At 66.7% G+C, this 23,045-nt stretch carries 15 protein-coding genes; 3 read left to right on the plus strand and 12 right to left on the minus strand.

The annotated features are described in order from the left end of the window. Positions 1-31 precede the first annotated feature (31 nt). The 3 genes from WMF45_RS35755 to WMF45_RS35765 form a co-directional block, all read right to left on the minus strand. Complete coding sequence (locus tag WMF45_RS35755; protein WP_437710006.1) at positions 32-1,171, minus strand: IS3 family transposase; 1,140 nt, start codon at positions 1,169-1,171, stop codon at positions 32-34. Further along, positions 1,171-1,530 carry a transposase gene (locus WMF45_RS35760; protein WP_437585412.1) on the minus strand — a complete coding sequence of 120 codons (360 nt, stop codon included), beginning with the start codon at positions 1,528-1,530 and terminating at the stop codon, positions 1,171-1,173. Before WMF45_RS35760 ends, WMF45_RS35755 begins: the two co-directional genes overlap by 1 nt. A gap of 229 nt (positions 1,531-1,759) precedes the next feature. After that, on the minus strand, positions 1,760-2,671 hold the full coding sequence (locus WMF45_RS35765) for an FG-GAP repeat domain-containing protein (protein WP_437710008.1): 912 nt from the start codon (positions 2,669-2,671) through the stop codon (positions 1,760-1,762). A 1,672-nt stretch (positions 2,672-4,343) separates the two neighbouring features. Between WMF45_RS35765 and WMF45_RS35770 the strand changes: the two genes are divergently transcribed. Together WMF45_RS35770 and WMF45_RS35775 are read left to right on the plus strand one after the other, a co-directional pair. Then, positions 4,344-5,579: an IS701 family transposase gene (locus tag WMF45_RS35770; protein ID WP_437707094.1), complete on the plus strand. Its 1,236-nt coding sequence runs from the start codon at positions 4,344-4,346 to the stop codon at positions 5,577-5,579. Positions 5,580-5,759: 180 nt separating this feature from the next. After that, on the plus strand, positions 5,760-6,188 hold the full coding sequence (locus WMF45_RS35775; protein WP_437707092.1) for a GxxExxY protein: 429 nt from the start codon (positions 5,760-5,762) through the stop codon (positions 6,186-6,188). Here WMF45_RS35775 and WMF45_RS35780 read toward each other — a convergent pair. Then, positions 6,176-6,997, minus strand: a complete 822-nt coding sequence (locus tag WMF45_RS35780; RefSeq protein WP_437710010.1) for a hypothetical protein — start codon at positions 6,995-6,997, stop codon at positions 6,176-6,178. The genes WMF45_RS35775 and WMF45_RS35780 overlap by 13 nt on opposite strands. 492 nt (positions 6,998-7,489) lie before the next feature. Between WMF45_RS35780 and WMF45_RS35785 the strand changes: the two genes are divergently transcribed. Further along, a complete protein-coding gene (locus WMF45_RS35785; protein WP_437710011.1) occupies positions 7,490-9,034 on the plus strand; it encodes an ISKra4 family transposase in 1,545 nt (514 codons plus the stop codon). Here the strand turns inward: WMF45_RS35785 and WMF45_RS35790 are convergent. The 8 genes from WMF45_RS35790 to WMF45_RS35825 all read right to left on the minus strand — a co-directional run bounded on the left by WMF45_RS35790 (position 8,968) and on the right by WMF45_RS35825 (position 23,042). Beyond that, positions 8,968-15,402 (minus strand): SpvB/TcaC N-terminal domain-containing protein, encoded by a 6,435-nt coding sequence (locus WMF45_RS35790; RefSeq protein ID WP_437710013.1) that lies wholly within the window; start codon positions 15,400-15,402, stop codon positions 8,968-8,970. The two genes, WMF45_RS35785 and WMF45_RS35790, sit on opposite strands and share 67 nt — an antisense overlap. Positions 15,403-15,596: 194 nt before the next feature. Continuing rightward, the gene (locus WMF45_RS35795) at positions 15,597-16,145 is read right to left on the minus strand and encodes a hypothetical protein (RefSeq protein ID WP_437710015.1); all 549 of its coding nucleotides are present in this window, start codon (positions 16,143-16,145) and stop codon (positions 15,597-15,599) included. Between the two features lie 45 nt (positions 16,146-16,190). Beyond that, positions 16,191-17,126, minus strand: coding sequence for a hypothetical protein (locus WMF45_RS35800; protein ID WP_437710017.1), 936 nt, complete (start codon positions 17,124-17,126; stop codon positions 16,191-16,193). Positions 17,127-17,651: 525 nt separating this feature from the next. Continuing rightward, positions 17,652-19,694, minus strand: coding sequence for an IS66 family transposase (tnpC, locus tag WMF45_RS35805; protein WP_437710019.1), 2,043 nt, complete (start codon positions 19,692-19,694; stop codon positions 17,652-17,654). Positions 19,695-19,950: 256 nt separating this feature from the next. Continuing rightward, complete coding sequence (gene tnpB, locus WMF45_RS35810) at positions 19,951-20,295, minus strand: IS66 family insertion sequence element accessory protein TnpB (protein ID WP_165373740.1); 345 nt, start codon at positions 20,293-20,295, stop codon at positions 19,951-19,953. Then, positions 20,292-20,705 carry a helix-turn-helix domain-containing protein gene (locus WMF45_RS35815; protein WP_129572567.1) on the minus strand — a complete coding sequence of 138 codons (414 nt, stop codon included), beginning with the start codon at positions 20,703-20,705 and terminating at the stop codon, positions 20,292-20,294. Before WMF45_RS35815 ends, tnpB begins: the two co-directional genes overlap by 4 nt. Positions 20,706-21,157: 452 nt before the next feature. Then, positions 21,158-21,820: a hypothetical protein gene (locus tag WMF45_RS35820; RefSeq protein ID WP_437710021.1), complete on the minus strand. Its 663-nt coding sequence runs from the start codon at positions 21,818-21,820 to the stop codon at positions 21,158-21,160. Between the two features lie 640 nt (positions 21,821-22,460). After that, positions 22,461-23,042, minus strand: a complete 582-nt coding sequence (locus WMF45_RS35825; protein WP_437710023.1) for a hypothetical protein — start codon at positions 23,040-23,042, stop codon at positions 22,461-22,463. Between the last annotated feature and the right edge of the window lie 3 nt (positions 23,043-23,045).

The following is a 23,045-nucleotide window of genomic DNA, read 5'->3' on the forward strand; positions in this document are numbered from 1 at the left end:
CAACGGGTTTGAGACAGGCCGGACGAGAATCCTATGAGGAGAACGCGCTGAGGGGCGCGTTCCGGCACAGGGCCCCCACCAGTCGAGGTCGAGGCGGCCGTGTCACAGCGGCGGGCGTTGCGCCAGGTTCGGCCGCGGCGCTGGTCGTGCCCGTGTGCGGCCCCGCGGCCTCGTCGGCAGCGTCGTCAACGGACAGCGGATTGATGGCTACCGAAGCGGGCGGCCGACGCACAACGGGCGGACCGTTCGGGAAGCGTTCCGGGTGCGCGGCGTACGCTGTGTCGAGGGCGACTTGGCGCCGAGCCGCGACATCTTCGACTCGGCCGTAGAATACATCAGCAGGTGTGAAGAGCGCAAGGCCAGAATGCTGATGAAGGTCATTATACCAGCCGAAGAACTCCTGGCACCACGCTCGTGCATGAGCCAGCGAGGCAAACCGGTCCGGATAGTCGGGCTGGTACTTGAGCGTCTTGAACTGCGACTCGGAGAAGGCGTTGTCATCGCTGACGTGAGGCCGGCTGAAGCTTCGAACGACGCCGAGCGAGCCGAGGAGCTGAGCGAGCCCTTCCGACCTCATTGCGGAGCCGCGGTCGGCGTGCACGGTGAGCGAGCCGGGCTCGACGCCGTGGCGGGCGACCGTCTCTGCGAAGAGCTGCTCGGCGAGCAGCGCGCTCTCGCGCTCGGCGAGCAGCCAGCCAACGGTCATGCGGCTGAACAGGTCGAGGACGACGTACAGGCAGTAGAAGACCCCGGGCAGCGGCCCGCGCAGCTTGGTGATATCCCACGTCCAGATCTGGTTGGGGGCCGTGGCGGTGAGCGTCGGCTTGGCATGCTTCATCGGCCCACGCTGCGCGCGTCGCTCGCCGCTCTCGCCGGACGCCGCGAGCAGGCGGTACATCGTGCGGATCGAGGCGAGATAGACGCCGCGCGACAGCAGCGTCGCGTAGACCTCCGGCGGGGGCTGGTCGACGAACTCGTCGCTGTGCAACACATCGAGCACGGCTTGCCGCTCGGGGTCACTGAGCCGGCGTGGGCTCGGAGCGTTCCCGTGCAGCGCACGCGGCATCGCGGGCTGGGTCTGCCGGTAGAGCGTGGCGCGGCTGATGCCGAGTGCCGCACACGCCTGCGCGATGGGGACGTGCGTGTCATCGAGCTCTTCGATGACGTCCATCAGCGCTCTTCGTCGTTCGTGAGGTTGATGCCCAGAATGGCAGAGACTTTTTTTTGGAGATCTATGAGCTTCTCAGCGAGCGCGAGCTTCTCCTCGAGCCGGGCCGAGCGCTTCTCGAGCTCGGCGATGCGCCGATCCTTCGCGTCCTGCTTCGGCTTGCGGCCGGGCTTACGCCCCGCGAGAGCCTCGCTGCCGTGGAGGGCGAGCTGCTTGCGCCACGCCGTCAGCAGGGAGCTGTAGATGCCCTCGCGGCGCAGCAGCGCCTCGATGTCGCCGCGCTGGGTGCATGCAGCCGCTTCGCGAACGATGCGCAGCTTCTCCGCCGCCGAGAACTTCCGCCTCTTACCCGGCTTCGGCACAGTCTCGACGGCGACGCCACTCGGGCGGGGAGCAGCGCCCTGCGCCGCTGGGGCGGGGGTAGGATCGACGGATCGGAGATGGGAAGGCTTCGGCACGGGTCAGGTCCATTCTCCGCCCTCTCACCACAGATTTCCAGGGGGAGCCTGTCTCACCCGACGTTGGCACAGAGGGCTTCTTGCTCCCGAGCAGATCGATGTAGCGCACCCGCGGGCGCGCTCCGGGCAGCGACTAGGCCCACACGAGGCACCCGGTCCCGGAGCCGAGCAGATCGATCACATCGACCGACGCCAGATCGCTCACGTCCGGCAGCTGCGGCAACATCACCGGCGCAGCCAGCGTGTTGCCGGCGTTGTTCGCATAGAAGCGCACGCCGTCCGGGTGCAGGTAGAGAATGTCGGTCGTGCCCGAGCCGTCCACATCGGCGAGGCGAATGCGCTTCGGGTCGAAGCGGCCCTCGTGATCGAACCGCAGGCTGCCGCTCATCTGCACCTTGGCGCCGAAGCGGCAATGGCCGAGGTTGGGCCAGTAACACACGTTGCCGTTCCGGATCCGCACGAGGTCCACCAGGCCGTCGCCGCTCATGTCGGCCAGGAAGATGCTCTGTGCGGCGTCGGCGAAGACGAGCGACGGCCCGCGCTCCTCGTCGCTCGGACGCGCGATCGTGATCGGCCGGTCGAAGCCGCCCTTGGCGAGCGACGGATACCACGTGAACGTGTCGGGCCCCGTGATCAGGATGTCCTCGTGCCCATCGCCGTCGAGATCGATGAGGCGGACGTTTGCGTCGCTCCAGTCGACGTTCGGCTGCGACGCGAACGGGCGGAACGCCGCCCAGCCCGCGTCGGTGCGGTCGAAGTAGCCCGCCACCGGCCGCTCGAACACCACCCTCTCCTTGCGCCCGTCTCCGTCGATGTCGAGCAGCTGCCCGCCGGAAACGGCCGGGCGAGTTTGCAGCGGCCGCGCCGTGGACAGGAGGCCCCCGCCGAGGTTCTGCTTGTAATACAGCGCCTCGCCCTCCTCGATCAGCACGCCGGGCAGCGCCTCGCCGTCGAGATCCACCCACCGCCGCCCAGAACCCATCGTGCCGCCCGGCAGGTCGCGCAGACTCTCGGGGTCGAGCGACTTCACCTCGTGGTGAATCACCGGCGCGCTGTACGTGAGCGCGCCGGGCGGGAGATTACCGGTGTGAACGCCGGGCTGTGTGACCGCCGGTGCGTGCTCCTAACATTCTGTTGGCCTTGGGGAAGGAGGGGCCAACAGCAACTGGGTTCGATTCAGTTTTCGGGCTCGATCCATCTGTCAGCAGAACCACGAGTCCAACGCGCACGTGCAACGAGATTGAACCACCCGGATCGTTCTTTGCTTCCCCGATATAACATGACTCGTTCACACTCGTATTCGTCCGGTGCTGGACGTCTGCAATAGACGGCGACCTGACTCCGGCGGTCCCCAGTAAGATCGACGATGGTGAACGGCCTCCACATGAACTCGTTGCCATCGTCCCGAGGTGCGATTGACTCGGCACTCTTTCGGGGCAGAGACTCGTTAATCCAGTGAAATTCGAGTCGGGCAGCCCTGGTTGCCTCCGATGCACGAACCGCAACGAGACCCTGAGTGATAGGCGATTCACTCGAGCAGCCCTCCACAGCCCACAGGCCGTCGCCAACCTCGTTACCGACCGACGCTTGACAGACCACACCTCGCTTGTCGATGAGCAGCAAAGCTTCGCCGCGAGAAGGGGTTTGAGCGCGATAGGACGGTAGGGACGTTATCCGGAGCGTCCCCGGCAAGACACGCGAAACTAAAAACACATCAACACCCTCCGGCTTCACCACTCCTTCCTTCCGGGAGACGCGATACAATTGATACCAGCCGCACCGCTCTGCCCCATAGTATTCGAAAGCTCCGCCCACCTCGATGTCTCCCTCACCGTAAGCACGTCGGAGGTAGACTTGCTGTACAGAACAGTGCAGGTCAGTTTCCGCGACCTTTCGCACGAGGGACTCGGCGCCATCGCCGAGGCTAGACCCATGCGGCAAAGGGGCAACAGACGGCTCTGGAGCCATCGTAACACGGGAGCGGCACTGGATTTGGTCCACGCTGGTCGCCTCGCGTGCACCGGCGCAACCGGCGCAGACCAAGGCCGCCACCGCGAACGCTTCGCTGGTTCTCATCGTTCCCCTTTGACTTCGTGTCATCGGGTTGATTGTCGCACAACCGAAGTCGATTGTCGAGGCGGGGGTAAGCGGCGTGGCCCGATGTTGCAGTGTCACGGCAACGGACGCGGCGCCCGGGTACTCAACGGCGCCTCGCGGAAACTCCCGCCGCCGGGCCGCCAGGGGCGGGTGCATCGCGTCGTTGCACCTCGTCGCCGCGCTTCAGGAGGGCTCCCCGGGGCGGCTGGCGTCGCCCCGGGGCCCTGCGGTCCGACGGGCCCCTGTTATCACCCATTTACGCTCTACGCCATCCGGCGAGCGTACCGAGTCCGGCCTGCACCCGCCGAGGCGGCGGAAGCGACGACGTTTCACGGATGTGAGCCCGGTCAGGCCGCACTAAAAACACGTTACGTGCTATTCGATTGCGACTGAACCATGCAGTCACCTCCAACGAATATCTCGACTTTCGGGCGCGCCTTATGCGACCTACGCGCAGGCAATTGATCTATTGTTGCTCTGCGGCCTTAGTTCTACTGCGGGAAGTTGGTGAGACCTGAGTAGGCCGGCGACAGCCACCTGGTCGGTTGGTGTCGTTTGTTTCTCACTTTGTCCTCCGAAAGTTAGAACAGGGGGTTTCCATCTGCGGTCGGGTGCCCAAGATGGGCGTCGCGATGACATACACGCTGGACAACGCAGCGAAGTCTCGGTTGGATGACTACTTTGCCCAGATCGGCGCCCACCTACGACGAAAGGAGCAGCGGGCGTCGTTCGCGGCTTACGCCTTTGGCATTCTGGGCGAGGGGGAGAGAAAGAGCGTCGAGCCCATCGCGGCGCGCGCGTTCGGAGAGCCACGCGAGACGCAGCGCGCCCATGACCGGCTTCTCCACTTCTTGAGGGACTCGCCGTGGAGCGATCGCGATGTCCGCCGTGAGGCTGCGCACTATGTGACGAGGGCCATGCACGAACAGGATCCGATCTCGGTCTGGATCGTCGATGACACGGGCTTCCTCAAGCAAGGGGACCACTCTGTCGGTGTCCAGCGCCAGTACACAGGCACCGCAGGGAAGATCACGAACTGCCAGGTTGGCGTGAGCCTCTGCGCCGCAAACAGAACCGAGCACGTCCCTCTCGATTTTGAGCTGTACCTCCCTCAGCAGTGGCTGGATGACGAGGAGCGCCGGAAGGAGGCCAGGATTCCGTCCGATCAGGTGTTCAAGACCAAGCCGGATCTCGCGCTCGACATGATCGCCCGCGCAATAGCCGACGAGATCCCGGGAGACATCGTTCTCGCGGATGCGGCCTATGGCACCTCGTCCGGTTTTCGTGACGCGCTGCGAAGCTATGGGCTTGACTTCGCCGTGGCCGTCAACGCGACCACGGGCGTGTGGTTGCTCGACGCCAAGGAACGACGCCGCGGCGCCGCCGTCGGCGTTCAGAAGCTCGGCATCGAGCTCGGGCTGCAGGCCTTCCGGCGAGTGACGTGGCGCACAGGAACACGCGGAAAGCTCGCCAGCCGCTTCTGCTTTCGCAGAGTGAAGGCGGCCCATGACGATGGGTCCGAGCCCAAGGACAGAGAGGTCCTGTGGCTCGTGATCGAGTGGCCGCACGACGAAACGAAGCCGACGAAGTTTGCCCTGACCACGCTGCCTCGCCGGATGAGCAAGAAGCAGATCGTCAGAACCCTGAAGGAACGATGGCGCACCGAACACGCCTACGAGGAGCTCAAAGGGGAGCTGGGGCTCGACCACTATGAAGGACGGTCGTTCCCTGGATGGCACCATCACGTGTCCGTCGTCCTGTGCTGCTACGCGTTCATTGTTGCTGAACGCGTGCGGCATTTTCCCCCCTCGGTCCGAGGGGAAGCGCAAGGCTACGCGCTCCGTAGCGCGGCCTGAGCGCCACTTCGCCGACTCCTTCACCACTCTCCGCCTCGCCATAGCGTACGCCCTCATCGCGTGGCTCCCTCGATGCCCTCTGTGTCACCGTCGAGGGATCCCACACTCTCCAAAGGGTCAACTGCATTCTTTTGCGGCGGAGTGCACAACTGAGGGCGGGGTTGTGTCGATAGACACGAGATGAACCGCCAAGACACCAAGGACGCCAAGGAAGAAGTGAGGAGCGAGCCCGACGCGGAGTTGGATCGCCTCGCCCACTGCGTGATCGGCGCCGCGCTTGAAGTGCACCGAACTCTCGGCCCTGGCTTCCTCGAAGCTATCTACGAGGAAGCGCTCTGCGTCGAGCTTTCCTTGCGCCGCATTCCGTTCGCCCGGCAAGTGCCCATCGGCGTGGACTACAAGGGGAATCTGGTGGGCCAGGCTCGATTGGATCTCGTGGTGGATGGTCAGCTCGTCGTCGAGCTCAAGGCCACCGAGGGCATTGCCCCGATCCACGTTGCGCAGCTTCTGTCGTACCTCAAGGCGGCAAGACTACGGCTTGGCCTCTTGATCACCTTCAAAGTGGCCTTCCTCCGTACCGGTGTCAGGCGCGTGGTTCATTCCCCGTAAATTTGGCGTTCTTGGCGTTCTTGGCGGTTCCTCTCTTTCCGCGACGAACCTCCCGCAGTAGTGTTAGCTGCTCTCTGCCACACGGTTTCTTTGGGTTCGACGCTCCGCGCTGCTTGCTCCCACGTAGTGGGAGTTACCGACTTGATGGCCTCCGTTTCGCTCGGCGCCGAGAAGAACTCGTGGACAGCTTTAGCCAAATGATCGGCGGGTTCAGTCTGGATACTGAGCCAGTTACCAAGGGGGCCATGCTCGTCGGATATACCCTGAGATCTCAGGCCGGCATGAGCAGACAGCTCATGGAAGAACGTCTCCAGAATCGAATCTTCAGATCGGCTTACCTCTTTGCTCGAATCGATAGGACTGCGAAATCGGTTCGCCACAACAATCAACCCCTGGGCTGGCTTCTTGTCTGTCGCTGGACGTCGGAGCGCTGGATCCGTGTCACCGCTTGCCCTCTCGTCCCGCATCTTCCTCTTGCCCCAATACTCGTTGCTCGGGTATGAGTCTATCGTTTCGCCGACCATCACTCCATCTTCTTTGTGTCCCCAGACCGGCGCGTCTCCGGGCTCGAAATCGCCTTGAAGCTTGTCGTTAGGGTAAAGACTGTCCTTCGATACGTTTGACGCCGCTGTGGTAAGATGCCAATCACCTGATTGAATGGCGCGCGCAGCGGACGTAAACCATTCCGGCACATCCTTCTGCGTAACGCCCGGAGGCAGCTGAGCTTGACTCTTAACGAAAATTCGATTTTCCCGCCAGGAGAATGCGTTCTTCATCCAGCCCGGGATTTTATCATTGCGCTTGATCATCTCAACAAGCTGTCTCGCAGATATCTTTGATTCTGGAGAAACCGTGAGACCACCCGCAGCTCTCTTTCCCTGATGACCACTTGGATCCTTCAGTACTATTGGGTTTGGGTGTAGATCCTTGGCGACGACAAAAGTCCGTGCGATTTCATGGTGTTGCGCGGCAGGTGCGGTCCCTGGAACCGCGCCCCTATCCCCTCGATGCAGACGCCCGTCGACGAAGCCGGTGGACTTGGCCCCCCTGCGCCGTTCATACCATGCACTTATCCGCTGGCCCAGGAGCGAAACCGCAGCCCAGGTTCGGCCGCGAGAGGCGAAAGAATCGGGGGGCGGGCGAGGCCACATTCGGCGGGCTGACGGCCATTTATTTCGCCACAGGTGATAATTCCGGGCGCGAAAATGCAACGCATTGAAATGCTACGAAGCTGACGTACCCATGGCCTCTGCAAGAGGCCGGTCCCGACAAGCAGGTTGGACCGGCAGGAGGACTTGGTCGTGAGCGCCGCGTACGCCGTTGCAGCAGGTCAGGACCCTTTCAAGAGCGCCCGGGAGCAGGCAGAAGTCATGGAGAAGCATCTTCGGTCATCCGAATCGATGGAGAGCACGCATGCCGAGCTGGAGGGGTTCGTCGTCGACGAGGGGCGCGAGTACCAGCGGCGGCTCCTCCAGGCCCACCTCGAGCTTCGGGCCGAGCGCGAAAGGCCCGTGGTGGTCAAGGGCGCGGACGGCGTTCAGCGCAAGCATCGACGTCTCAGCAGCAGAGCGCTCATGTCGGTCGTCGGCGAGGTCGATGTGCCACGCGTGGCCTATCAGGCGCCGGGCGTCCCCGGTCTTCATCCGATGGATGCGGCGCTGAGCCTGCCGGACGAGCTCTACTCGCACAGCGTCCGTCGCTACGTCGCCGAGAGCGCCGCCCGCAGCTCGTTCGATGAGGTCGTTGAGGGATTGAGAAAATCGACCGGCGCCGCGGTGCCGAAGCGCCAAGTGGAGGAGCTCGCGGAGCGCGCCGCGCAGGACTTCGATGCGTTCTACTCCAGCCGCGCCGTCGAAGTCGAGGACACTCAGGCGCTGCTGGTACTCAGCTTCGACGGCAAGGGGATCGCGATGCGGCGCGAAGACCTCCGACCTGCGACGCGGAAGGCTGCGGACGCCGGGAAACACAAGCTCACCAAGCGCCTCGCCAAGGGCGAGAAGCGCAACCGGAAGCGAATGGCCGAGGTCGCCACCATCTACACGATCGACCCCTGGGTCCGCACGCCTGACGACATCGTGAACGACTTGCGCCCTGTGCATGACGTCGCGGCGCAACGGCCGCGGCCGGTGAACAAGCGGGTCTGGGCGAGCGTGGAGAAGGCATCGCGGGAGGTGATCTCGGCGGCGTTTGCTGAAGGTCTGCGTCGCGATCCGGAACGCCTTCGGCGGTGGGTGGTGCTGGTCGATGGCAACAAGGACCAGATCACCCTGGTCAAGCGCGCCGCGAAGAAGGCATGCGTCGAGATCACGATAGTCCTCGATATCATCCACGTGCTTGAGTATCTCTGGAAGGCCGCGCACTGCTTCTTCGCCGATGGGACCAAGGAAGCCGAGCAGTGGGTGACGTGCCGGCTGCACGAGCTACTCGCGGGGCGCACGGCCGGAGCCATTGCCAGCACCATCCGGCGCCACGCCAGCAGCCGCGTGGTGGACATGGGGACAGCGGTGACGCTCGATACCTGCATCGGCTACCTTGTGAAGCATCGGACGCTCTTGCACTACGATCGCGCGCTCGCAGCGGGGCTGCCCATCGCAACGGGCGTGATCGAGGGCGCATGCCGCCATCTCGTCAAGGATCGCATGGACCGCACCGGGGCTCGCTGGTCGCTCCGAGGCGCAGAGGCGGTGCTTCGCCTCCGCTCGCTGCGCTCGAGCGGCGACTTCGAAGCCTACTGGGCGTTCCACCTGCAGCAGGAGCATGACCGAACGCACCGTGCACGTTATGCAGAGGGCGATGTTCCCTCACCGCTGCCGCCGCCTCGACCCAAGCTGCGCCGGGTGAAATGAGCAAAACGCCCTCGTTCCAGAAGAGCCGCACCCATTGGGTTTCCGCTCACGAACGCGTACAGGTTCGTCCCCTCCACCATCCCAGCCGGATCCGCGCTCGTCCACCTCCCGAGCCACGGCGCATAGTACCTCGCCCCGTGGTAGTACAGCCCCGTCTCCTCGTCCTTTTCCTTGCCCGTGTACCTGTATCTCCTCTGCGAGACCTCGATCCCCGATGCCGTCGACCGGTACGCCGTGGTCCCGTACGGGTGGTACTCCTCGTAGCCGATCACAAGCCCCGCCCCGTCGGCCTCCAGCGACGCCGACCCGAGGTGGTTGTCGAGCTGGTAGCGGACCCGCGGCGTCACCGTGAACGGCCCCGACGTGTCGACCGTCTTGGTCTCCACCATGGCCACCCGCCGCGTGCCATCCATCACGTGCAGCGTCTGCCGCTCCAGCTCCAGCCCCGACCCGTTGCGCCGCCGGTAGGCCTCGTAGCCGCCGAGGTAGATGCGCTCCTCGACGAGCCCGCTGTGCTCCCACACCTTGCGCACGCGCTGCCCGGCCGCGTCGTAGGTGTAGTAAACCATCCCGCCGCCCCCGAGATCCGTGCTCCGCACCTGGTCGTTCTCGTCCCAGGTCAGCGCCGCGATGTGCGGCATCGACGTCATGTTGCCATGTACGTCATGCGTATACGTCGCGCTGTAGGGCCCGTTCACCGGGTCCCCCGGCACGCTCGTGCTCGTCAGCCGGTTGCTCGTCGCCTCGTAAGCATACCGTCGCGTCCAGCTTCCCGCGCCTGCCTGGTGCGCCATCTCCAGCAGGTTGCCCACCGCATCATAGACATACTGCTCCGTATAGTTCCTGAGCGCCTGCGCGTCGTTCGCGTGCGGCAGCGACTGGATCGGAACATCGTTCTGGTCACGCGGCACGTCGGCAATGCCCCCCGCGTGCTCCCGCCCCGTCGCTTCGATCAGCCGGTAGACCGCGTCGTACACGTACTGCGCGCTCGGCGATACCACCGCGTTGTTGAAGAACACCGTCTGCTGCGCGCTGTCCCCGATCGCCACGATGTTGCCGACCGGGTCGTACACATACGTGAGATTCTGCAGCACCGCGCTGTCCGGGCTCCGCGTCGTTTTCAGCCGCGAGAGCCGGAACGTCAGCGGGTCATACGTGTACGCCGTCGAGGTGCCGTTGCCGTACTCGATCCGCTCGCGCTGCCCCTTCGCGTCGTAATCGATGTTGTCGACGAACGTCGTCCACGCCACGGCGCCGCGAATCCGCGCCTCCACCCGCTCCAGCAGGCCCGCCTCGTTGTACGTGGGCTTGATCTCGCTCGAATCCGAGGCGGTCAGGCCATCCGGCGCCGTCACGCTCGTCGGCCGGTTCAGCGCGTCGTACGCCATCTGCGTGCCGAAGCTCTCGGTCTCCAGCAGCGGGTCGACCGCCGTCGCGATGGCGGACACATCCGTCGGCGCCGACACCACCGACCAGTCGGCGTCCGCGTGCACGTCGCTCCGCAGCCGGCGAGAGGCCTGCAGCAGGTTGCCCTTGAAGTCGTACTCCTGGCTCGTCACCACGCCCGCGCCATCATACACCTGGTACGGTCTGCCGCGCAGGTTCAGCGCCGTCGCCTGAGGATGCGCTTCGCCGTGGACGTAGCGCCGCACGAGCCGCTCGCTGCCCGCGCCGAGCTGCACGTGCTCGTGCGTCGGCCGGCGCAGCCCATCGTACGACGAGCGGTAGACGAACCCTCGCCCGTTCCAGGCCCGCAGCCGCTGTCCTGTCGCGCCCGCCAGCATCCAGCGCTCGCCGCTGTCGTTGCTCTTCTGATAGAGCAGCTGCCCGCCCAGCCCGAAGCGATGCCCCATCGCCTCGTTGTCGCGCGCGTCCGTGATCACGAGCGGCTGCCCCTCGATATCCAGCGTGCTCTGCGTGACGTACTGTCCCTCCGCGCCGTTGTCCGCCACCGCGCGGAACACCCGCCCCAGCGCGTCCAGGTGGCTCACCGCCGGCGTGCCCGCATGCGCCGCGGCCAGACCCGCCGCACGGCGCTCCGGATCGCCCGCCGTCAGCGCCTGCCGCGCCGCGTACCAAGGGCTCTCCAGCACCGTGTCGTTCGGATCGTGCGACGCCTGCTTCCACGCATCGAACACCACCCGGGAGAACGTGCCGTTCGGCAGATCGGTCCGGATGAGCCGGCCGAGCGGATCGTACCGCAGGATCGGCGTGACCCCCCACTCCACGAGCTCCGCTTCGTCCTCGTACTCCTCCGTCGCGCTGAAGAACGGCTCGTACTGCTTGACGGGATTGCCCTTGTTGTCCAGCACCGTGCGCCCGGTCCCGACCCAGCGCGACGTCGCATGCGAAAAGACGAGGTCGCCCTGCGCGTCATGCATCAGCGCGCCGTTCTCGTCGCGCTCGGGCGCGAGCCCCGGCTCCGCCTTCACCTTGTGCAGCACCTCGTTGCCCGAGCCGTCGGAGTAGCTGTACGTGTCCAGCCAGCGCAGGTTGCCCGGTCCGTGCTGCTCGCGGGCGCGGGCGTGCACCACGCTCGGCTTGCCGGTGAGCTGGAATCGCTCCAGATCGTACGCGAACGTGGCCGTCGGGTCGTCGAGCGTGTCGCCCTCGCCGGCCCCAGGCTTGCCCATCACCGCCAGCAGCGTGACCCTCCCCAGCGCGTCGAAGCGCACCTCGCTCACATTGCCGTTCGCGTCCGTCAGCTTCTGCGGGGCGAGGACGCGGTAGTCGGGAACGGCGGTCACGACATTGCTCAGCGGATCCGTCATCTGCGTCACGAGCAGGCAATACGGGTCGTAGGCGACCTGCGACGCGTTGCCGAACGGATCGACGAACGCCGTCGGCTGGTAGAAGTGAGCCGCCGAGGGCACCGCCCGCCCCGAGGACACCCAGTAGTCAGGATCGTCCGGGAGCTGCAGATAGCCCCCCTCCGCGAGCATGCCGCTCGTGACGCGGGTCCCGAACACGGACGTGATCAGCGAAGGCGTGAGGACCTTGGCGAAGCTCTCGTAAACGAGCGCCCTGCCCCCGACCTCGCCGAACGGCAGCGGCCCCGTGAGGTCGTCGCTCCAGTACCTCATGCGCATGTGCTGCAACAGGCGCTTCTGGAACGACCCGCCCGGCGTCCCGTCGTACGCGAGCGTCGGCACGTTTTCCGCCGCGGCCGCCGCGTCGAAGACTGCCTGGAACGCGAGCACCCCCTCAGACCCAAGCGGCAGGCCGTGCAGCTCGTAGGTCCGAGTCGCGGTCGGGACCCCGATCCGATAAGCACCCTCCTCGTCCGGGATCAGGTGCTTCACATCGTTCTCCGTCAGCGTCGCCTTCCCCTGCTCCTGCTCGGGGAACTCCGCCCACGCCGCCCGCCGGCGATACCCGATCTGCGCCGCCTGCATGATCACGCCGTAATCGTCGACCTTCAGCGTGAGCGCGTGCGTCACCCGCGGATCGCTCTCGCTGCGCTCGTAATGGTACTCCAGCGCCTCGCGCGGATGAGCCAAGAACACCGCGTGCGCATTGCCCACCGCGGGCTGGAGGCGCCGCATCGCGTAGCTGTGCTCCTTGACGACGTACGGACGCGGCTCCTCCGCCGCCCCGTCGAGCGCGTAGACCTCCTGGCGGAGGGGTCGCCCCCTGAGCGCCCGGCACGCCTCGCGCATCTCGAGGGCGCCGAGATCCTCGCGAAGCAGCGTGTCCGCCAGACGGACCGCCTCCGCGTCGCCGGCGTAATACTCGCTCTCGTACTGCGCCGAGATCCTCGCCCCCGCGATCCAGGCGCCGGTATGGAACCACGTCTTCGTCAGCACCGGCGGCAGGTGCAGCTCGGGATCGGCGTTGGCCGCGGGCGGCGCGAAGCCAGCCCCGCTGAACGCCGAGAACGACTCGGTGTCCCGCTGCTCCACCATGCCGAAGCCGCGCATCTCCCGCTCCACCCCATCGTAGTCGCCGTGGTGGTAAGCATACGTCGTGACGAAGCGATGCCGCGAGATGGCATCGAACACCTCGACGCGCTCGATGACATGGACCACGAACGGCAACCTCGTCACCCACGGGCGGCCGGCCGCCCGGTCGGCGAGGTAGAACTTCGTCGACGGGGCATACGTCATCGTCGTGGTCCTTCCGAGGTTGTTCGCGATCGAGGTCAAGAGGTGCGGCTTCTTGCTCCCGAGCAGATCGATGTAGCGCACCCGCGGGCGCGCTCCGGGCAGCGACGAGGCCCACACGAGGCACCCGGTCCCGGAGCCGAGCAGATCGATCACATCGACCGACGCCAGATCGCTCACGTCCGGCAGCTGCGGCAACATCACCGGCGCAGCCAGCGTGTTGCCGGCGTTGTTCGCATAGAAGCGCACGCCGTCCGGGTGCAGGTAGAGAATGTCGGTCGTGCCCGAGCCGTCCACATCGGCGAGGCGAATGCGCTTCGGGTCGAAGCGGCCCTCGTGATCGAACCGCATGCTGCCGCTCATCTGCACCTTCACGCCGAAGCGGCAATGGCCGAGGTTGGGCCAGTAACACACGTTGCCGTTCCGGATCCGCACGAGGTCCACCAGGCCGTCGCCGCTCATGTCGGCCAGGAAGATGCTCTGCGCCGCGTCGGCGAACACGAGCGACGGCCCGCGCTCCTCGTCGCTCGGACGCGCGATGGTAATCGGCCGGTCGAAGCCGCCCTTGGCGAGCGACGGATACCACGTGAACGTGTCGGGCCCCGTGATCAGGATGTCCTCGTGCCCGTCGCCGTTGAGGTCGATGAGGCGGAGGTTCGGGTCGCTCCAGTCGACGTTCGGCTGCGACGCGAACGAGCGGAACGGCGCCCAGCCCGCGTCGGTGCGGTCGAAGTAGCCCGCCGCCGGCCACTCGAACACCACCATCTCCTTGCGCCCGTCCCCGTCGACGTCGAGCAGCTGCCCGCCGTTCAGGACGGCCGGCCGCGACGGCAGCGGCCGCGCCGGGGACAGGAGGCCCCCGCCGAGGTTTTGCTTGTAATACAGCGCCTCGCCCTCCTCGATCAGCAGGCCGGGCAGCCCCTCGCCGTCGAGATCGACCCACCGCCGCCCAGACCCCATCGTGCCGCCGGGCAGGTCGCGCAGACTCTCGGGGTCGAGCGACTTCACCTCGCGGTGAATCACCGGCTCGTTGTACGTCAGCGCGATGGACGGGAGCGCCTCGCGGCTGTACGCCTGGGTCTGCGGATCGCGGACATATCCCGCCTGCGTCGCGGTGGCGAGCCGCGTCAGGTGAGCGTTCTCCGCATACGTGAGGTCGAGCGACCGCACGAGACACGGCGTCTCGCCGAGCTCGGATATATGGTGAAACATCAGCACGCGACGGCAGAGCCGGTACGTGCGGATCTCGAAGCCCGCGCGGTATACCGAGAACGGGTCCTGGCGGACTGGCCACGGGGCGCTCCCCACAGGCGTGGGTTCCGCAGCATCGTGCTCGCCGTAATCGAAGACGACCTCGAACAAGCTGCTTTCCGCGTCGCCCGGCACGATGTTCCCGTAGCGGACGCGCTTGAGATAGCGGTTCGCGAAGGCCGCGCGGCCCGCGTGGCGGTGGCTCTCCGCGGCCTCGTCGCGCGCGACCCCCGTCAGGTCTTCTGCTTTGTAGTCGTAGACGACGACATTGCCCTTGTCGTCCCGCGTCTCCTCCAGCAGCCACGAGAAGATGCGCTCCGGCCTCGCCGGGTCGGCGATCCGCGCCTCCGGGCTCCGCCCGTAGACGCTCGTTATGTTGTCCGGCGTCGTCGCCGTCCAGTACATGTTCCCGCCCTCCTTGACCTCGCGGCGCTCGATGCGCGCAAACGCGCCCTCGACGCGAGGACGGTAGCGGATCACCCGCTCGCTCTCGGTCTCGTACCGGTCGAGCACCGCGCCGTCGGTCGACCGGGCCGGCACCAGATCCTCGGCGCCGGACAGGACGAACACATCGCTCTCGCGCGCGTCGTCGTAGCGGGGAAGGCCCTTGTCGGTCTTTCGTGTGATGCGCGGTATCGACAGCTGCCAGCCGGCGCCGAACGGGCCATTGCCTGCCCCGGAGTCGTACGTCACCGCCAGCGCTGGCCCGAACCCGGCGCGGCCGGGGCTCAGCGGCAGCGGGATCGAGAACGATCCCGTGCCCGTCACCGGGTTCGCGGAGAATTTCTCATCCACCCCGCGGATCGCGCCGCCGCCCTTCGGCAGCGCGGGCGCGGGCAGCTCCGGCGCCTTGGGCGCGCCGGGGAGGCCCTTCGGAGCCTCGGTGTCTTTGCCGGACCCCTCCCGGGCGAGGGACGCGGGGTCTCGGCTCTTGCCGCGGGCGCCGCCGTCCGGCGCGGCCGGTGATGCTGCCGGAGCAGCGGTGGTTTCCTTCTTGGGCTCACGAGCGTTCATCCGTCTCCCTCTTCCCATGGCAATGGGCGGCCCACGCGCCCGGAGCGACTCGCTCCGGCACGACGGCGCCGGCCGCCGAATCCGTGAGCGGCGCCGGGCCAGCGCCGCTCACGGACTGTTCAAGCTCTCCACGGCCCTGTCCTCGTCGCCCGGTCCCCCCCGGGAACAAGGGCTCGTCCCCTCTGCGGGCAGCGCTACTTGTAGAACACGTTCACGATCATCGTGTTCGCTCCCGGTTGGGAGGTGTTGTCGTCTGCCGCGGCGGCGGTCGCGCCGATACCGATGCCGTTCGTGAAGGCGATGCCGTTCGTGTACTCGGCCGAGGCGTTCTGCCCGGCCGGCACGTAGAGCGTCGCGACAGGAGTGCTCGTGCCGACGGTCGGGGCCGTGGCCATGTCGTAGAGCTTCACGAACGCATCGCTCGCTCCCGAGTTGGCCAGGTGCCAGCCGAACACCTGCCCGGCGGAGCTCTTCACGCTCTGCCCGGTGGTGCTCAGGCCGATCATGCGGTAGACCGAGAGCCCGCCTGCGGTGGCCGGCTTCACGTTGACCGCGCCGAGCGTGTTGCCGCCGGCCGGGTGCGACCCGACCAGGCGCACCGGCAGCGGGTCGTTCTGCGAGACGTCGACCGCGGTCCCGTCCACGCCCGTCTGCAGCTTGGCGCGCAGGACGTGGACGCCGAGGATCTCGTCGGTGGCGAGGAGCGTGCCCGCGCCCTCAGGAAGCGTGATGTTGTCCGACATGATTGTTGACTCCTTGGTGAGAGATCGCCTGGGTTTCTTCCGCGGTCACGCCGGCTCGAAGCTGTACTCGCAGAGCAGGTAGATGTCCTGGAGCGTCTCGTCGAGCCGGCTGTTCGTGCTGAGGTCGCTCGCGATCGCGCCCACCGCGCTGCGGCTCGCGCTGAGCGTCCAGGTGCCGAGATCCTGCTCGTTCTGGGGCAACGCCTGGCTCGCGCTCGCCCCCGTATTGCGCTCGTTGTCGTCCGGGTACTCCACGAGATTCAGCGTGTCCGCCGGCGCGACGCCTGGCCGCGCCATCGTGACTCCGAGCACGCCTCCCTCCGAATAATGCGTCTTCCCGTTCCACCGCGCATAGAGCGTGTAGCTCTTCAGCGCGATCTTCTGCGTCGCCGGGGCGTAGGGGAACATCTCCGGCGCGAGCGAGATGGACAGCTGCTGTGCCACCTCGTCATCCGACGGCGCCACCATGAACCGGGCCCACTCGGCCGGCAGCTCGGACCGCAGGCTGAAGAGCCGGCGCCGCACCGGCGGGTGCGCAGCGTAATAGTCCTTCGCCACGCCCGTGAGGGCGCCGTCCGAGCGCGCCGTGTACCGGACGTGCAGGACCACGTCGCTCACCGCCGCGATGTCGAAGCGGTTGTTCGCCGCAGGGAGCTCGATCGTGTAGGTGCCCAGCACGCCCGCGCCCTCGAAGGGGAGATACCGCTCGTCGCGCAGGTTCGTCTCGAACAGGCCCGCGTCGTTCACCCCTCCGCTGGTCGTGATTGCATGCGTCACCGGCACGAGATCCGTCCGGAAATTCTGGGTCTCCCCGTAGGTCTGGGCGGTCACCGGCTGCTGCTGCGGCGGCGGGCGCACCTTCGTGTTGCTCAGCGTGAGCGTGCAGCTCACGCCCGCGTACGGGCCTGTCACGGTCGGTATCGTGACGGCGACCGACTTGATGCGACGGAAGTAGTGACCCGGGTAATCGAGATCGAACACCTCCTGCGTAGCCGCTCCGCAGAGCGCGTTCCGAAGCGTGCTTGTGGAAGGCGGCCCCGTGCGTAGAGTCGCGGTGCGATGACGGAGCGACGGAGCGGGGACGCAGGCGTCGAAGTGCCGAGCCTGACGACGGCGGTGCTGAAGCTGTCTGCGCCGCACGTCGCGTGGCCAGGCCGCGAGGACGCCCCCGGCCGCGCGACCGGGCGCCCGCGTCGCGCGGCCGGGCAGCAGGAGCGCTCGGGAGCGACGGAGGCCGCCGGCGTGCGGCGCCGCAAGAGCGCCGCCCAGCCGTCCGCAGAGGAGGTGAGCGGACGGCGGCCGACGCGAGACGCGGACAAGCAGCGCCGAAGCGATGCGACCCGAAGGGGCCCCGCCAGGACGAGCTCGACGGCGGCCGGGCGAAGCGACGACAGCACCGGCTCGACGAGCCGACGCACCTCGGCGCGGAAAGGACGCGCGCCGGTCTCGGCCGCTCCGGACGCGACGAGCGCTGTGGGCGCGACGGAAGCGGGCGACGCGGCGCGATCAGCGGTCGCGGAAGGCGAGCCGCGAGCCGGTGATCCGAGCCAGGTCCAGGTACTTGAGCCGCCCCTCGGCGATGAGGCGTTGTCGCGTCGCGACCCAGTTCTTGGGACTCAGGTCGAGGATGCGACTGAGCGGATAGCTCGGAGCCACGGTCAGGATCTCCTGCAAGTAGAGCTCGGGGTCGAGCCCGTGCATCTGGCAGGTCGCGATGAGCGACGAGATGGCACAAGACCGGACAGCGTGCTCGTCGCTGCCGTGGAAGAGCCAGTTGCGCCGTCCCTTGACGACGCGGCGCAGTGCCCTCTCGGAGGCATTGTTGTGGATGGGGATCTCCCCGTTGGAGAGGAACTCGCAGAGCGCCTCCCTCTGGTTGTGCAGATAGACCAGCCCTTCGCGCAACGGCGAATGCTCCGGGACGACCTGCCGCTGCGCCTCGACCCAGGCGAAGAGCTTCTCAATCAGCGGTGCGGACTTGCGCTGCCGGATCTCGAGGCGCTCGTCCGGGCTGCACAGGGCGCATTCCTCCTCGACGCGGAAGAGCGCCTGGAGGGTCTGGAGCGCGAACGCCGCCTCCTTGCCCGCCCCGGCCTTGAACGCCTTGAAGAAGCGCCTTCGTGCATGGCTCCAGCAGCCGGCCTCGCGCGCCTTGCCCGGCCCGAACAGCACGTTGTGGTTGGCCGAGGCATCGGCGACGAGCGTCCCCTGGTAGCCGCCGAAGAGCTTCGCGACGGTGGGGCCGTCGTACGTCGGTGTATAGCGGAACAGCACCCCATCGCCGGGCGCGACCAGGACGAAGACATGCCCATAGCGGTGCTTGTCCTTGGCCCGGATGGCGGTGCCCGTCGCATCCATGGCGAACCACGACCTCGAGAGCGCGTCGCTCCAGATGGCATCGGCGATGCGCATCGCGATGCCGCCACAATCGTACTGCCAGCGTGTCATGTTACCGCGGCCGATGCGGAAGCCGTGGCGATCCGACTCCACCTCTTGCCGGTAGTAGGGCGTATGGTAGTCGAGCTTGTGGACGAACAGATGGGCCAAGAGGCTCGGATCGGCAAGGCACCTGTCGATCGGGCGCTCCGGCAGCGAGGCGATCTTCACCGGTCCGCTGTCCTCCCCAGCGTCCGACTCGGGCGTGTAGCGTACGAGGACGCCGTCGATGAAGGGGCTATGCTTGAAGGACGTGTCCGCGGGGATCCCCGAGAGCTCGTGCTCCCGGACGACGAGCGGCTCGCCGCGCTCGTGATTCAAGGCCGGCCCGGCGGCTGGCGAAGGAGCCGGCTCCTCTTCAGCTGCGCTGCTCGCCGCCGGCGCCTCCGCCTTGGCCACGTACTTGAGGCGACGCGTGACGAGCTCGAGGAGGCCGCCACGCCGGTAGCCGATGCTCGAGCTGTCTTCGGCGCCCACACGCTCGAAGCGCTCGAGGCCTTTGAGCAGCACCTCCTGCGGCAGCGACTCGATGATCACCCTCGGAATAACACCGATGCGGCGGCGCCCGTGCTCGTGGCGCTTGACTGGCTTGCCACCTCCGGGATCGGAGCCGGAGGAGGATTCTGCCGTCCCCGCGTGCTCCGGTGGGCCCGCGGAGCCCGGCGGCGGGCCGCTGGCCTCGCCCGGGTCCACTTCGGGCGCGGCGTCGACGCTCTCGGCCTGCGACGAAGTCGGAGCCGGACAGGCATCTGGCTCCCCGGCCAGCGAAAGCCGCAGCTGGTCAGGCGAGACCTGCTCGGAGACGTGGCGCCGGAATCCGATCTCCAGGGTCCGAATCGTCTCCTGCAGCTGTTGATTGTACGCCTTGAGCGACGCGACGGTGCGAGCGAGCTCTTGGGCCTGCTGCTCCGCCGTCGAGAGCTCGGCCAGCCTCGCCTCGAGCTCCTGCACCCGCCGGAGCAGCGCGTCGACCACCGACGCGGGGCCGGCGGGGCTCCCCTGTCCTTGTCCCCTGGCCTGGAGATAGCCGAGCACGAGCGCCGCGCCGTCAAGGCGCTCTGCCTCCGTCGACTGCGGCAGCGCGGTCTCACCGGGGCGTGTCGTCGAGGTCAAGGCGCGCCATGGATGCCCCCTGCGCTTGCTCTTGACAAGTACCTTATGCAGAGAAAATTCGCTGTTTTCGATGAGAATTTCTCGTCGAAGGCGGGAATGCAGGACCGCCATGGTGCGCCATCGGCGGCGCGCGCTCGCGAGGTCTTCGGGCGCGATGCAGCGCGCGCCCTGCTCCATCTCCGCATCCGGCTGCGCCGGCCGCCATCGGGCCGCGCTGGCGCCGGCAGCGCGGTGAACGAGCGCCGGCGCAGACGCCTCAGTGGACCAGCCGGCGGCGGCTTGCCAGCTCTTCTACAGGCAGACCGGCGAGCAGCTGCGCGAAGTCCTGTGCTGACAGCTCGATACACCTGCCGTCGGCCTCGGTGAACGAAGGCAGAGCAAATGCACCCTTCGAGAGACGCTTATACAAGATCGTGTATCCATTGCGATCCCACCAAAGGGCTTTGAGCCGGTTACGCCTCCTGTTGAGGAACAAGAACAGCGCGCCGCTGGCCGGGTCCAGGCACAGCACTTGCCGGGTGATCGCGGCGAGCCGGTCGAACGCACCACGCAAGTCCACTGGACCGACCGCCAGATAGACGGCTATCGTCGCGGGGGTCACCGTCCCCTCCGCAACGCTTCGAGCGCTTCCACGAGCTCGCGCGCGCCTATCCCACATACCTGCATCCGCGTCCCGTCGGCAAACGCGACGTTGAGCCGCAAAGGCGGCGCCTCGCGGCGCTCGGGGCGCACCACGACGGGTAGGAACGGAATCTGCTGAGCCGCCTTGGGGGCTCTTGGCGACGCCCCCTCGTCTGCGCGCTCACCGTCAGCCACCCATCGGTCGGCAGTCATCTTGTGGACACCGAGCTCCGTGGCGATCTCGGTCGGTGTTGCCCCCGAGCGGGAGCGCGCCTTGGCGTAGGCCTCGGCTCGCTCCCGCAGCTCGCTCGGGAATTTCCCACGGCTCTTCTGCTCTCGATACCTCGACAGCTCTGCACGCAGCTGTACCAGCTCCCTGCTTCCTGGCATCGCTCGCTCCTCTTCGCTCGGCGAGGGCACGGCCCTCATCTGGCGTCGCGTAGCGTGCAACCGAATCTGGCCAGGGGAAAGACGCGGTCAGCGGAGCGGCTACTTCAGCACCGCCGTCGTCAGGCTCGGCACTTCGACGCCTGCGTCCCCGCTCCGTCGCTCCGTCATCGCACCGCGACTCTACGCACGGGGCCGCCTTCCACAAGCACGCTTCGGAACGCGCTCTGCGGAGCGGCTACTCTTGTGGACACCGAGCTCCGTGGCGATCTCGGTCGGTGTTGCCCCCGAGCGGGAGCGCGCCTTGGCGTAGGCCTCGGCTCGCTCCCGCAGCTCGCTCGGGAATTTCCCACGGCTCTTCTGCTCTCGATACCTCGACAGCTCTGCACGCAGCTGTACCAGCTCCCTGCTTCCTGGCATCGCTCGCTCCTCTTCGCTCGGCGAGGGCACGGCCCTCATCTGGCGTCGCGTAGCGTGTAACCGAATCTGGCCAGGGGAAAGACGCGGTCTGCGGAGCGGCTACCCTCCTGCGTCAGCACGACGTCACAGGTGCCGGTCTCGCGCAGCCGCATGAGCTGCTCGGGCGCGACCTCGGCGAGCGAGACGTTCTTGACGAGCTCCGCCTCTCGCGGCGTCTGCTCCAGGAACGCGGCCTCCAGGCGGCGGAGGTCGTGCTGGAGCCGCTCGCCCGCGAGAAGGCCCTGCTTCAGGCTGTCCCAGGCGCCGAAGCGCACCATCGCGGGCGTGCTGTCGGCCGTGCCGAGCTCGAACCGGAGCGCCCGCTCCGCGCGCCTGGCCATGTCGAAAGCCAGCGTGTACGTCTGGTAGTGGACGGTCGACAGCTCCGCCACCATCCAGTCGTACAGCTCCTCGGTCGTGCGCTTCCTGTCCCGGAGGAACTCGAGCACCTCGCGCGCCTGCTCGGTCTGCCGATCGTGGTTCCTGAGCTCCACCTCGGCCACCACGACGCGGATCTTCGCGGCGACGATCTGCTTCTCCAGGCCCTGCATCTCCTTCGCCGCGAGCCGCTCCTGCAGCGCCCACTCCTCGGCGCGCCGCTCGTAGCCGGCGAGCGTGGACGCGATCGACGCGCCCTCGCGCAGCGCGCCAGCGGCCATGGAGAGCGCGTTCGACGCCGCCTCGGTCGATGCGCCCGGTTCGATTCAGCGCCACCAGGCCTCTTGCTCCATTTGCAGAATCTGATTACCCCTGCCGCCCCCGTGCTCTCGTGCTGCCCGACCACGCGACGGGTGCTTCCCTCCGCTCTGGCGTGTGCGCCCTCGCTTCCTTGCCAAGCTACATGCGGCGCTGACAGGTCGAGCACCCCCGTCATCGTGCTCGGGACTTCGACGCCTGCCTTCCCGCACCGTCGCTTCGCCATCGCAAGGCAACTCTACGTCCTCGCCTGCCTTCCACAAGGACGGTTCGATACGCGGCTGGCGGAGCGCCTACGCTACGCCGAGGTAGATGCGCTCCTCGACGAGCCCGTTGTGCTCCCAGACTTTGCGCACACGCTGCCCGGCGCCGACCCCGACGAGTTCATTCCTGCACGGGCCCAGGCGTACCAGTAGGGTGAGCTCCGCCTTTCGGAACGCCTCTCGACGCTGTCGCTCGTACGCCAGAGTGAGTACCTGGGGCCAATCGGTGGATCTCCAGATCGAGGGCCGGCATGACCGCCGCCGCGGGCGCCCGAACCTTCCGGCACCTCGGGGCGAGGAGGCGAACGGCAATAATCTGGGTTCTATTCAGCTTTCGCACTCACGCGGTTCCCTTGCCCTCCTGCTCCACATCCGACAACCAATACAGCATTTCACGTCGCATTTCCGGGTCCTGCTCCGCGTCATACACTCGCCGAATCAGCGGCAGCCACTCGTCGCGCCGCTCTCGCAATCGACACACGATAGACAACGCTGCCAACCGGCGGTCCTTCGACAGATTCCTGTTCTGCAGATCTCTACAATACGAGCCCAGGCCATCCGCTATTCTGCCACGACTCGACTCGGTCAGAGATCGCAGGTTCCCATTCACTCTGATCCCCTCATCATACGCGTCAGACTGCGCTGCTATCGTCATCAGTACCAGCAGCTCGTAGACGCATCCCGGCGCCATACCCTCCCTGATTAACTCCACTAGAAATGGGATTGCATGGTAACTCGCCTCGACCAGCACTCCCTGAGGCAGAAGACAATCCTCTAGCCGATCGCAAGACTCCTGTCGCCTCACATCGTCGCCTGAGATTAAACCAATAATCACATCCGGAATGAATGCGCTGCAACAATCATGCTCGTAGCGATACCATTCCACTGCACGAACCCGACGTTCGAAATCATTTGCCGACACGGT

Origin of the sequence: Sorangium sp. So ce448 (genome assembly GCF_051520915.1) — a bacterium.
Lineage (GTDB): Bacteria > Myxococcota_A > Polyangia > Polyangiales > Polyangiaceae > Sorangium > Sorangium cellulosum_B.